Raw genomic sequence first — 12,855 nt, 5'->3', positions numbered from 1 at the left:
GCCGCATGGGGACAAGACGTCGGCAGTGCTGGCGAGAACGACCGGAGACAATGTGAACGCACCCACCGCACGACCAGCGAGGCGGCGGGCCGTGCGGCGCGAGCAGATGTCCGACGAGGTCGCAGCGCGGTTGCGGGTCGACATCATGACCGGCACCCTGCGCCCGGGCACTTTCATCCGCCTCGACGAGACCGCGGCGGCGCTCGGCGTGAGCATCACCCCGGTGCGCGAGGCGCTGCGCACGCTCCGCGGCGAGGGGATGGTGCAGCTCGAGCCGCACCGGGGCCACGTCGTGGTACCGCTGACGCGCGGCGACGTCGAGGACATCTTCTGGTTGCAGGCCACGATCGCCAAGGAGCTGGCCGCCACGGCCGCGGTCCGCATCACCGAGGCCGAGATAGACGAGCTGGACCGGCTCAACGACGAGTTGGCCACCGCGGTCGAGCGTCATGAAATAGCAGAGATCGCCGCCGCGGAGCGTGCGCAGCGCCTCGCGCACCGGGGTGATGCTCACGCCGAGCGCCGCCGCGGTCTCGTCGAGGCGGATGAAAGTGCCCGGGCGCAGGGTGCCGGTCATGATGTCGACCCGCAACCGCGCTGCGACCTCGTCGGACATCTGCTCGCGCCGCACGGCCCGCCGCCTCGCTGGTCGTGCGGTGGGTGCGTTCACATTGTCTCCGGTCGTTCTCGCCAGCACTGCCGACGTCTTGTCCCCATGCGGCCGAGGCCATAGTGTGACCGGGGCAACACGATTTTTGATCAAATATCACCAGCGCGCAAGCCGCATCAGATGGAGTACCAGCAGTTGACTTCCTCTTCGCCGCCGGACCCCACGTCGCAGCCGTACCTGGCGCGCAGGCAGAACTGGACGAACCAGTTGGCCCGCCACGCGCTGATGCAGCCGGACGCCACCGCGCTGCGATTCCTCGGCCAGACCATCACCTGGCGGCAACTCGACGAGCGGGTGAACGCGCTGGCCGGCGCGTTGAGCAGGCGCGGAGTGAAGTTCGGCGACCGCGTGCTGATCCTGATGCTCAACCGGACCGAGTACATCGAGTCGTTCCTGGCGGTCAACAGGCTCGGTGCGATCGCCGTGCCCGTCAACTTCCGCATGACCCCGCCCGAGATCGCATTCCTCGTCGGCGACTGTGCGGCCCAAGTCGTCATCACCGAGGCCGTGCTGGTCAACGTGGCAACCGCGGTGCGCGATCTCGACGCCGGGTTGACCACCGTGATCGTCGCCGGCGGCGCGACAGATCAAGCAGTGCTCGGCTATGACGACCTGATCGCAGAAGCGGCCGCGGACACGCCCACGGTCGCGGACATCCCCAACGACTCGCCGGCGCTGATCATGTACACCTCCGGCACCACCGGCAGGCCCAAGGGGGCAGTGCTCACCCACACGAACATCGCGGGCCAGGCGTTGACGTTCCTGTTCACCAACGGCGCCGACATCAACAACGACGTCGGCTTCATCGGCGTGCCGCTGTTCCACATCGCGGGCATCGGCAACATGATCCCGGGGCTGCTCCTGGGCCGGCCGACTGTCATCTATCCGCTCGGTGCCTTCAATCCCGACGAGCTGCTCGACGTGCTGGAGGCCGAGCAGGTCACCGGGATCTTCCTGGTGCCGGCACAGTGGCAGGCAGTCTGCGCCGTACAGCAGGCCCGGCCGCGCGCGCTGCGCCTTCGAGTGCTGTCCTGGGGCGCCGCGCCGGCCTCGGACACCTTGCTTCGGCAGATGGCCGACACCTTCCCGGGCACCCAGATCCTGGCCGCCTTCGGGCAGACCGAGATGTCACCGGTGACGTGCATGCTGTTGGGCGAGGACGCGATCCGCAAGCTCGGCTCGGTCGGCAAGGTCATCCCCACGGTCGCCGCTCGCGTGGTCGACGAGGACATGAACGACGTGTCGGTGGGCCAGGTCGGGGAGATCGTCTACCGCGCGCCCACGCTGATGGCGGGCTACTGGAACAACCCGCAGGCCACCGCGGAAGCCTTCGCGGGCGGTTGGTTCCACTCCGGCGACCTCGTCCGCCAGGACGAGGAGGGCTATGTCTGGGTCGTCGACCGCAAGAAGGACATGATCATCTCCGGCGGCGAGAACATCTACTGCGCCGAGGTCGAGAACGCGCTCGCCGCCCATCCGGCGATCGCCGAAGTAGCCGTGATCGGGCGGCCGGACGAGAAGTGGGGCGAGGTGCCCGTCGCCATCGTGGCGCTGAACCCGGCAGCGAATATGGCATCGAACGCGGCGCCGAGTGCCGCGCCCGGTGCCGCCGATCAAGCCGATCTCGGCCTGCATGATCTCGACGCGTTCCTCACCGAGCGGCTGGCCCGGTACAAGCATCCGAAGGCCGTCGAGGTCGTCGACGCGCTGCCCCGCAACCCCGCCGGCAAAGTGTTGAAAACCGAACTGCGCGCGCGTTTCGCGGGCGCCGACCGCCTTGACGCCGACGAAAGTCCCCGTGCGCCAACGAATTCTGCTTACGCGTCGAGGGATTGAAGGAGCGAATCGGCCTTGCTAACGGTTACAGGCACAATCCTGCCGATGCCCTGCAAAGCAGGAAAGGCATCGGGTACATTCCTGTGGTCCGTCTTACTACCGGTTGGTAGGGAGACGGCGGTTACATCCACGAGGTCGGGGCAAGGAGGGGCCGTGCAACAGGGGCTGCCGGTGCACCGCGACAGTCGCCGTTGCGCCGCGGGAGCAGGCTGGTGACGGCGTCGACCGGGATCACGGACTACGTCCGCGATCAGACCAGGCCTGCGCTGGAGGCCGTCGGCGGATTCACCCGGATGTGTGTCCTCACTGGTAAAGCGCTGCTGCGCCCCTTCCAGTGGCGTGAGTTCATCCTGCAGAGCTGGTTCCTGTTCCGGGTGTCGTTCCTGCCCACCCTGGCGGTCTCCGCGCCGCTGACGGTGCTGCTCATCTTCCTGCTGAACATCCTGCTGGCGGAATTCGGCGCCGCCGACGTGTCCGGTGCCGGTGCGGCGATCGGCGCGGTCACCCAGCTGGGGCCGCTGGTGACGGTGCTCGTGGTCGCCGGAGCGGGCTCCACCGCCATCTGCGCCGACCTCGGAGCGCGCACCATCCGCGAAGAGATCGACGCCCTGGAGGTGCTCGGCATCGACCCGATCCACCGGCTGGTGGTGCCCCGCGTGGTCGCCTCCACCTTCGTCGCCTTGCTGCTCAACGGCGCTGTGGTCACCATCGGCCTGGTCGGCGGCTTCGTCTTCGGCGTGTATCTGCAGAACGTCTCGGCCGGTGCGTACGTCTCGACGCTGACGTTGATCACCGGGCTGCCCGAGGTGGTGATCTCGATCGTCAAGGCCGGCACATTCGGCCTGATCGCGGGCCTGGTCGGCTGCTACCGCGGCCTGACGGTGTCAGGCGGCGCCAAGGGCGTCGGTACCGCGGTCAACGAAACCCTGGTGCTCTGCGTCATCGCGCTGTTCGCCGTCAACGTGGTGCTGACCACGATCGGGGTCCGGTTCGGAACGGGGCGCTGACATGTCCACAACCCAGGTCCTGCGTTCTCGGTTTCCGCGGGCGTTCAGTCGCACGAAGAGCCTGGCGACCGCGCCCGCCCGCGGTCTGGACAGCGTCGGACACGTCGCGTGGTTCGTCGTCACCGCAGTCGGATCCATGGGGCACGCGCTGCGCTACTACCGCAAAGAGACGCTGCGGCTGATCGCCGAGATCGGCATGGGCACCGGCGCGATGGCGGTGATCGGCGGCACGTCCGCGATCGTCGGCTTCGTCAGCCTGTCCGGGTCCTCACTGGTCGCCATCCAGGGTTTCGCGTCGCTGGGCAACATCGGCGTCGAGGCGTTCACCGGATTCTTCGCCGCGATGATCAACGTGCGGTCGGCCGCGCCACTGGTGGCCGGTGTGGCCCTTGCGGCCACGGTGGGCGCGGGCGCCACCGCGGAGTTGGGCGCCATGCGGATCGCCGAGGAGATCGACGCGCTCGAGGTGATGGGCATCAAGTCGATCTCGTATCTGGTGTCAACGCGCATCATGGCCGGCTTCGTCGTGATCATCCCGCTGTACGCGGTCGCGATGATCCTGTCGTTCCTGTCCGGCCAGCTGACCACCACGCTGTTCTACGGCCAGTCGACGGGCACCTACGAGCATTACTTCCGGACGTTCCTGCGGCCCGAGGACGTGTTCTGGTCGTTCATGGACGCGGTGATCATCTCGGTCATCGTGATGCTCAACCACTGTTACTACGGCTACTTCGCCAGCGGCGGACCGGTCGGTGTCGGCGAGGCCGTCGGACGAGCGATGCGCGCATCACTGGTCGCGGTGGCCCTCGTAGTCCTGTTTGTTGCGTTGGCGCTCTACGGCGTCGACCCGAACTTCAACCTGACGGTGTAGCGCCATGGCACCCCAAGCACCCCTGAACAATCCGCGCACCCCGCCGTACAAGCTCGCGGGCCTGGTGCTGGCGCTGTTGGCGATCGCCGCGCTGGTGCTCGTCTACTTCCAGTTCCGCGGCGAGTTCCTGCCGCGCACCCAGTTGACGATGATGGCCGCTCGCGCCGGCCTGTCGATGGACCCCGGCGCCAAGGTGACCTACAACGGTGTCGAGATCGGCCGGGTCGCCTCCGTCGATGCGGTCGACGTCGGCGGCGAGCCGAAGGCCAAGATCGTCCTCGAGGTGGACAACAAATACCTCAAGCTGATCCCGAAGAACGTCGACGCCAGTATCGACGCCACCACCGTCTTCGGTAACAAGTACGTCAACTTCACAGCGCCGAAAAACCCGACGCCGCAACGCATTTCGCCCTCAGATGTGATCGACGTGACGTCGGTGACGACGGAGTTCAACACGCTGTTCGAGACCATCGTGTCGCTCTCCGAGCAGGTCGACCCGATCAAGCTGAACCAGACGCTGGCCGCGACGGCCGAGGCGCTCGACGGGTTGGGCGACCGGTTCGGGCAGTCGATCGTCAACGGCAACGAGATCCTCACCGACGTCAACGCCCGGATGCCCGAACTGCGGCGCGACAACCGGCTGCTGGCCGACCTCGGCGAGGTGTACGCGAACGCGGCGCCCGACCTGTTCGCCGGCCTGGACAACGCGGTCACCACCGCCCGCACGCTCAACGAGCAGCAGGGCAACGTCGACCAGGCGTTGATGGCGTCCATCGGGTTCGGCAACACCGGCGCCGACATCTTCGAGCGCGGCGGCCCATATCTGGTGCGTGGCGCCGAGGATCTCGTGATCACCTCAGAGACCCTGGATCGCAACAGCCCGGCGCTGTTCTGCACGATCCGCAACTTCCACGACGTGGAGCCCAAGGTGGCGGCTTCGCTCGGCGGCAACGGCTACTCGCTGCGCACGCTGACGGAGCTGATGGGCGCCGGCAACCCCTATGTGTATCCCGACAACCTTCCTCGGGTGAACACGCGCGGCGGCCCCGAAGGTCGGCCCGGCTGCTGGCAGCCGGTCACCCGTGACCTGTGGCCGGCGCCGTACCTCGTGATGGACAACGGTGCCTCGATCGCGCCGTACAACCACTTCGAGTTGGGCCAGCCGATCCTGATCGAGTACGTCTGGGGTCGCCAGGTTGGGGAGAACACGATCAACCCATGAAAATCACCGGTACCGCCATCAAGCTCGGCGCCTTCTCAGTGGTGCTGCTGCTGTTCACCGCGATCATCGTGGTGGTGTTCGGGCAGATGCGCTTCGACCGCACCACCAGCTACTCGGCGATCTTCTCCAACGCCAGCGGACTGCGCTCCGGCCAGTTCGTCCGCGCGTCGGGTGTCGAGGTCGGCAAGGTCTCCAAGGTCGAGTTGATCAACGGCGGAGCGCAGGCGAAGGTCGACTTCGACGTCAATCGCTCGCTGCCGCTGTTCGAGGGCACCACCGCATCGGTGCGTTACCTGAACCTGATCGGCGACCGCTACCTGGAACTCAAGCGGGGTGACAGCGACAAGCGGATGCCCGGTGGCGGCACCATCCCGATCGACCGCACCCAGCCGGCACTGGACCTCGACGCGCTGATCGGCGGTTTCCGGCCGGTGTTCCGGGCGCTCGACCCGCAGAAGGTCAACAGCATCGCCCAGTCGATCATCACGGTCTTCCAGGGCCAGGGCGGCACGATCAACGACATCCTCGACCAGACCGCATCGCTCACCTCGGCGCTGGCGGACCGCGACCAGGCGATCGGCGAGGTGATCCGCAACCTCAACACGGTGCTGGACACCACGGTCCGGCATCAGGCCCAGTTCGACCAGACTGTGCAGGACTTCGAGAAGCTCATCACCGGACTGAACAACCGCCGGGATCCGATCGCGAGCTCGGTCGCCGACATCAGCGACGCGGCCGGCACGGTAGCCGACCTGCTCGCCGACAACCGGCCGCTGCTGCAGAGCACCGTCGGCCATCTCGAGGTCCTCCAGCAGCCGCTGGTGGAACAGAAGGACGGCCTCAACGACATCCTGACCAGGCTGCCCACCGCGTTCAAGATCATCGGCCGGGCCGGCGGTATCTACGGCGACTTCTTCAACTTCTACGCCTGCGATATCTCGCTGCGAATCAACGGCCTTCAGCCGGGCGGACCGGTGCGGACCGTCAAACTCTTCAGCCAGCCGTCGGGTAGGTGCACGCCGCAATGAGGACGCTCGAAGGGACGAACAAGGTCCGCAACGGACTCCTGGGCATTCTTGTCGTGGTGCTCGTCATCGGCGTGGGGCAGAGTTTCGCCAGCGTGCCGATGTTGTTCGCGACGCCCACCTACTACGCGTACTTCTCCGACACCGGTGGTATCGGCACCGGTGACAAGGTGCGCATCGCCGGAGTGGACGTCGGCGAGGTGCGCAGCACGAAGATCGAGGGCGACAAGGTCAAGATCGGCTACACGCTGGGCGGCACGGAGATCGGCAAGGACAGCCGCGCCGCGATCCGCACCGACACCATTCTCGGTCGCCGCAACATGGAGATCGAGCCGCGCGGTTCGGACCCGTTGCGCGCCAACGGCGTACTGCCACTGGGCCAGACCACCACGCCCTACCAGATCTACGACGCGTTCTTCGACGTGACGAAGGCTGCCTCGAACTGGGACACCCAGACCGTGAAGCGTTCGCTGAACGTGTTGTCCGAAACGATCGACCAGACCTATCCGCATCTGAGCGCCGCGCTCGACGGGGTGGCCCGGTTCTCGGACACCGTCGGCAAGCGCGACGAGGACGTCAAGAAGCTGCTGCGCAACGCCAACCAGATCGCTGGCATCCTCGGTAACCGCAGCGAACAGATCAACAAGTTGCTCGTCAACGCCCAGACGCTGCTCGGCGCGATCAACGAGCGCAACTACGCGGTCAGCATGCTGCTCGAACGGGTCGGTGCGTTCTCCGAACAGGTCAAGGGCGTCATCGACGACAACCCGAACCTCAACCATGTCCTGGAGCAACTGCGCGTCGTCAGCGATGTACTCGTCAAGCGCAAGTACGACCTGATGGACACCCTCGTCACCACCGCCAGCTTCGTGGCGTCGCTCGGTGAAGCGGTCGCGTCGGGCCCGTACTTCAAGGTCATGCTCGTCAACCTGCTGCCCGGCCAGATCCTGCAGCCGTTCGTGGACGCCGCGTTCAAGAAGCGCGGTATCGATCCGCAGAAGTTCTGGCGTGACGCCGGCTTGCCGGCCTTCCGGTTCCCCGACCCCAATGGCCAGGGCTTCGACAACGGCGCGCCGCCACCGGGACCGGCCGTGCTCGAGGGCACTCCGGAGAACCCCGGGCCCGCTGTGCTGAAGGGTTCACCGTGCTCGTACACACCGCCGGCCGACGGCCTGCCGACGCCGGGCAATCCGCTGCCGTGCTCGCATCTGACCGTGGGGCCGTTCGGCGACAACCCGTACGGAGCCAACTACGGGTCGCCCAACGTGGCCACCTCCGATCCGAACGTGCACGGTCCGCAACCGGCGCCCGGCGTGCCGGCCGCGGCCATCCCGGGCCAGCTGCCGCCGAGCGTGCCCGGCGCGCACGGCCAGCTGCCCCCCGCACCGCCCGGCGCCCGCACGGTGCCGGTCGGCCCGATGCCTCCGCAGCCGCCGGACTTCACCCCCGGCATCGCACCGCTGCCTCCGGCGTTGCCGGCGCCGGCGGTACCGGGACCCGGTCAGCAACTGCCGCCGGTCGACATGGCGCCGCTGCCCGGAAACCCGCCGTTCCTCCCACCGGGATCGCAGCAGGGTTAGGGGGAGACAGCTCATGACGACGATCTTCAACATCCGAAACCTCAAGTTGCCCCACGTTTCCCGGGCGGCCGTCATCATCGGCGCGCTGATCCTGGTGCTGGCGCTGGTGGCGGCCTTCGTCGGGTACAACCTGTACAAGAGGCTGACCACCAACACCGTCGTCGCCTATTTCACCGACACGCTGGCGCTCTATCCCGGCGACAAGGTGCAGATCATGGGCGTGAAGGTCGGTGCGATCGACAAGATCGAACCGGCGGGCGACAAGATGAAGGTCACCCTGCACTACGAGAACAAGTACAAGGTGCCCGCCAACGCCACCGCGTCCATCCTCAACCCGAGCCTGGTGGCGTCGCGCACCATTCAGCTGTCCCCGCCGTACAGCGGCGGGCCGGTGATGGAGGACGACGCCGTCATCCCGCTCGACCGCACGCAGGTGCCGGTCGAGTACGACGAGCTGCGCGATTCGATCAACAAGATCCTCACCGATCTCGGGCCGACGCCGGACCAGCCGAGGGGACCGTTCGGCGACATCATCGAATCTGCTGCCAACGGTTTCGCGGGCAAGGGCAAGCAGCTCAACGCGACGCTGAAAAACCTGTCGGAGGCGCTCTTCGCGCTCAACGAGGGCCGTAACGACTTCTTTGGCGTCGTCAAGAGCTTGGCGCTGTTCGTCAACGCGCTGCACCAGAGCGATCAGCAGTTCGTCGCGTTGAACGACGACCTCGCCAAGTTCACGAACTCGTTCACCAACACCGACCGGGAAGTGGCGAACGCCCTGCAGGACCTCAACCAGCTGTTGACGACGACGCGCGGGTTCCTCGACGAGAACTCCGAGGTGCTCACCCACGACATCAACAACCTGTCCGAGGCGACCACCGCGATCCTGCAGCCCGAGCCGCGCAACGGTCTCGAGACCGCCCTGCACGTCTTCCCCACGCTGGGCGCGAACCTGATGAACATCATCTCGCCGACCACCGGCGGCGTGATGGGTCTGCCGGTGATCAACAACTTCGCCAACCCGCTGCAGTTCGTGTGCAGCTCGATCCAGGCCGGCAGCAGGCTCGGCTACCAGGAGTCGGCGGAGATGTGCGCGCAGTACCTCGCACCGATCCTCGACGCGATCAAGTTCAACTTCCCGCCGTTCGGCGTCAACCAGTTCACCTCGGCGTTGACGTTGCCGAAGGACATCGCGTACTCCGAACCGCGGCTACAGCCGCCGCCGGGATACAAGGACACCACGGTCCCGGGCATCTGGTCGCGCGACACGTTGTTCTCGCACGGCAACCACGAGCAGGGCTGGGTCGCCGCGCCGGGCATGCAGGGCATCGACGTGCAGCCGTTCACCCAGAACATGATGACCCCGGAGTGCCTGGCCGAGTTGCTCGGCGGACCGGACTGCGTCGTCGGCGCCGCGCCGCCCGCATTCGGCACGACGCGCAACGGCAACCTGCCCGGGCCGCCGAACGCGTTCGACCAGAACAATCCGCTGCCGCCGCCGTGGTACCCGCAGCCGGGACCGCCGCCTCCGCCTGCTCCCGGCGTGATTCCAGGTGATCCGGGCGGCGCGGCGATGGCCGGCGCGATGCCGGCTCCCGGACCCGGGCCCGCTCCCGCCGCACCGGCTGCGGCGCCGGCAGGACCGCCGCTACCAGCAGAGGCAGGTAGATGATGACCGCTCGCAGGTGGAGCAAGATCGCGCAGCGCGTGGTTGCGCTGAGCGCGATCGCCCTCATGCTGAGTTCCTGCGGTTCCTGGAAGGGCATCGCGAACGTGCCGCTGCCGGGCGGCCCCGGGACCGGGTCGAACGCGATGACGGTCTACGTGCAGATGCCGGACACGTTGGCGCTCAACGTCAACAGCCGCGTTCGCGTCGCCGACGTCTACGTCGGCCGGGTCCGCTCCATCGAGCTGAAGAACTGGGTTGCGACGCTGACCCTCGATCTGCAGAACGACGTCAAGCTGCCCAAGAACGCACTGGCCCGTATCGGCCAGACCAGCCTGCTGGGCTCTCAGCACGTCGAGCTGGAGCCGCCGCCGAACCCGTCGCCTCAGCCGCTGCGCAGCGGCGACACGATCCCGCTCGCGAACGCGTCGGCCTACCCGTCCACCGAGCGGGTGCTGGCGAGCATCGCCACCATCCTGCAGGGCGGTGGCGTGCAGAACCTCGAGGTCATCCAGACCGAGATCTACAACGTCCTCAACGGCCGGGGCGACCAGATCCGCGAGTTCCTCAACAAGCTCGACACCTTCACCGACGAGTTGAACCAGCAGCGCCAGGACATCACCCGCGCGATCGATGCGACCGACCGGCTGCTGACGATCGTCGCCGAGCGTAACGACACGCTCGATCGGGTGCTGACCGAGTTCCCGCCGCTGATCAAGCATTTCGCCGACACGCGCGATCTGTTCGCCGACGCGGTCGAGGCGATCGGCCGGATCAGCAGGGCCGCCGACAACGCGCTGGCACCCGCGAGCGACAACCTGCACACCAACCTGCAGAACCTGCAGCGGCCGCTCAAGCAGCTGGGCCGGGCGTCGCCGTACCTGCTCGGTGCGCTCAAACTCATGCTCACCGCGCCGTTCTCCATCGAGAACGTGCCGAAGGTGGTGCGCGGCGACTACCTCAACGTGTCGCTGATGGTCGACCTGACGCTGTCGGCGATCGACAACGGCATCCTGTCGGGTACCGGCATCTCGGGCATGCTGCGCGCGCTCGAGCAGGCGTGGGGCCGCGATCCGGCGACGATGATCCCGGATGTGCGGTTCACGCCGAACGCGCACAACGCGCCGAACGGCCCGCTGGTGGAAAGGGGTGAGTGAGCAGTGCTGACGAGATTCATCAAGATCCAGCTGGTGCTGTTCACCATCCTGACGATCATCGCGGTCGTGGTGCTGGGCTGGTACTACCTGCGCATCCCCAGCCTCATCGGGATCGGCCAGTACCAGTTGAAGGCCGAGCTGCCGCGATCGGGCGGCCTGTACGCGACCGCCAACGTCACGTACCGCGGCACGCAGATCGGCAAGGTCACCTCGGTCGAGCCGACCGAGCGCGGCGCCATGGCGGTGATGAGCATCGACAACCGCTACAAGATTCCCGCGGACGCGTCGGCGAACGTGCACTCGGTCTCGGCGATCGGCGAGCAGTACCTGGACCTGGTGTCCACGGGTAATCCGGGCAAGTACCTGTCGCCGGGCTCGACGATCACCGAGAGCACCGTGCCCAGCGAGGTCGGTCCGGCGCTGGACGCGGCGAACCGGGGCCTGGCGGTGCTGCCCAAGGAGAAGATCGACAGGCTGCTCACGGAGACCTCCGAGGCGGTCGGCGGGCTGGGGCCGGCGTTGCAGCGGCTGGTCGACTCCACGACCAACATCGCCCAGGGGTTCAGGGACAACCTGCCGCAGGTCGACGACATCATCACCAACGCCGCGCCGATCCTGGACAGCCAGGTGCAGTCGGGCGACAACATCGAGCGATGGTCGCGCAACCTCAACGTGATCGCCGCGCAGGCGGCCGAGCAGGACGCGGCGCTGCGCAGCGGTTTGCAGCAGGCCCCGCCGACGCTGGACCAGGTGTCGTCGGTGTTCAACGATGTCCGCGACTCGCTGCCGCAGACGCTGGCGAACCTCGCCGTCGTCATCGACATGCTCAAGCGCTACAACAAGGGTCTGGAGCAGACGCTGGTGGTCCTGCCGCAGGGCTCGGTGGCCGCGCAGGCGGGCACGTTGTTCGAGGACCTGGGCCAGCTGCCGCTGGCGCTGTCGATCAACCAGCCGCCGCCGTGCCTGACCGGCTTCCTGCCCGCGTCCGAGTGGCGCTCGCCGGCCGACACCAGCATGGCGCCGCTGCCGCGCGGTACCTACTGCAAGATCCCGAAGGACTACCAGGGCAACGTGGTTCGCGGCGCGCGCAACTATCCGTGCGCCGACGTGCCGGGCAAGCGCGCGGCGACGCCGAGGGAGTGCCACAGCGACGAGCCGTACACCCCGCTGGGCACGAACCCGTGGTACGGCGACCCGAACCAGGTGCTGTCCTGCCCGGCTCCGGCCGCGCGCTGCGACCAGGGTGTCAACCCGGGCCGCGGGGTGATCCAGGCGCCGTCGGTCAACAACGGAATGAACCCGGCCCCGGCGTCAGACCTGCCGCCGCCGAGGTCGACGGCGCCGGTCAGCGATCCGCTGAGCCCACCCGGACAGGGCAGCGTCACCTGCAGTGGACAACAACCCAACCCCTGCATCTACACTCCGGCACCAGGGCCACCCGGTTCCACGGCGGTGTACAGCCCGGCCAGCGGCCAGGAGGAGCAGCGCGACGCAGATGCTCGCGGCCAGGCCGCGGCCGATTCGCGACGGCCTGCGCTGTGCCTCTTCTGCTGTGGTGTCGGGTTTCTCGGTGGCTTCTTGGTCTGGGGATACTGCTAACGACTCGTCGGGCTTTGCGGAAGCATCATCCGGCACAGCATCAGCATCGGTGGGGTTCAGCTGGCGGGTGCCAGCATCTCCTTCCATCCGTCGTCTCCTGGTTTGCTCGAGTTGCTGACGTTGTACTTCACGCCGTCGGGTCCGACCACCTGGCCGCTGGCCGGGCTGTACACCGCCGTGGAACCGGGTGGCCCTGGTGCCGGAGTGTAGATGCAGGGGTTGGGT

The 12,855-nt window shown here is 67.3% G+C and carries 9 protein-coding genes and 3 pseudogenes; 10 read left to right on the top strand and 2 right to left on the bottom strand.

Features of this window, described 5'->3' with window-relative positions:
* Window positions 1–52: 52 nt before the first annotated feature.
* Window positions 53–484 (top strand): annotated as a pseudogene (locus tag A5663_RS15955) (GntR family transcriptional regulator); the annotation flags it as partial.
* A 48-nt stretch (window positions 485–532) separates the two neighbouring features.
* Here A5663_RS15955 and A5663_RS23605 read toward each other — a convergent pair.
* Window positions 533–577: pseudogene (locus A5663_RS23605) on the bottom strand (hypothetical protein); the annotation flags it as partial.
* Window positions 578–790: 213 nt separating this feature from the next.
* Between A5663_RS23605 and fadD5 the strand changes: the two are divergent.
* The 9 genes from fadD5 to A5663_RS15910 all read left to right on the top strand — a co-directional run bounded on the left by fadD5 (window position 791) and on the right by A5663_RS15910 (window position 12,630).
* Window positions 791–2,506: a fatty-acid--CoA ligase FadD5 gene (fadD5, locus tag A5663_RS15950; protein WP_068150983.1), complete on the top strand. Its 1,716-nt coding sequence runs from the start codon at window positions 791–793 to the stop codon at window positions 2,504–2,506.
* Window positions 2,507–2,718: 212 nt separating this feature from the next.
* The gene (locus A5663_RS15945) at window positions 2,719–3,513 is read left to right on the top strand and encodes an ABC transporter permease (RefSeq protein ID WP_068150982.1); all 795 of its coding nucleotides are present in this window, start codon (window positions 2,719–2,721) and stop codon (window positions 3,511–3,513) included.
* Window position 3,514: 1 nt separating this feature from the next.
* Window positions 3,515–4,384, top strand: coding sequence for an ABC transporter permease (locus A5663_RS15940; protein WP_068150980.1), 870 nt, complete (start codon window positions 3,515–3,517; stop codon window positions 4,382–4,384).
* A gap of 4 nt (window positions 4,385–4,388) precedes the next feature.
* The gene (locus A5663_RS15935) at window positions 4,389–5,606 is read left to right on the top strand and encodes an MCE family protein (protein ID WP_068150978.1); all 1,218 of its coding nucleotides are present in this window, start codon (window positions 4,389–4,391) and stop codon (window positions 5,604–5,606) included.
* A complete protein-coding gene (locus tag A5663_RS15930) occupies window positions 5,603–6,634 on the top strand; it encodes a virulence factor Mce family protein (protein ID WP_068150975.1) in 1,032 nt (343 codons plus the stop codon). Before A5663_RS15935 ends, A5663_RS15930 begins: the two co-directional genes overlap by 4 nt.
* Window positions 6,631–8,211, top strand: a complete 1,581-nt coding sequence (locus A5663_RS15925) for an MCE family protein (protein ID WP_068150969.1) — start codon at window positions 6,631–6,633, stop codon at window positions 8,209–8,211. Before A5663_RS15930 ends, A5663_RS15925 begins: the two co-directional genes overlap by 4 nt.
* Window positions 8,212–8,224: 13 nt before the next feature.
* Window positions 8,225–9,880, top strand: a complete 1,656-nt coding sequence (locus A5663_RS15920) for a virulence factor Mce family protein (RefSeq protein ID WP_068150967.1) — start codon at window positions 8,225–8,227, stop codon at window positions 9,878–9,880.
* Window positions 9,877–11,031, top strand: coding sequence for a virulence factor Mce family protein (locus A5663_RS15915; protein WP_068150964.1), 1,155 nt, complete (start codon window positions 9,877–9,879; stop codon window positions 11,029–11,031). Before A5663_RS15920 ends, A5663_RS15915 begins: the two co-directional genes overlap by 4 nt.
* A 3-nt stretch (window positions 11,032–11,034) precedes the next feature.
* Window positions 11,035–12,630: an MCE family protein gene (locus A5663_RS15910; protein ID WP_082974186.1), complete on the top strand. Its 1,596-nt coding sequence runs from the start codon at window positions 11,035–11,037 to the stop codon at window positions 12,628–12,630.
* A gap of 56 nt (window positions 12,631–12,686) precedes the next feature.
* Here the strand turns inward: A5663_RS15910 and A5663_RS23100 are convergent.
* Window positions 12,687–12,855: pseudogene (locus tag A5663_RS23100) on the bottom strand (MCE family protein); the annotation flags it as partial.

Source organism: Mycobacterium sp. E740, assembly GCF_001672895.1.
In the GTDB taxonomy this organism is placed as follows: Bacteria; Actinomycetota; Actinomycetes; order Mycobacteriales; family Mycobacteriaceae; genus Mycobacterium.
The sequence above is the reverse complement of the archived record's forward strand: the minus strand, read 5'-3'. Positions and strand labels throughout refer to the sequence as shown.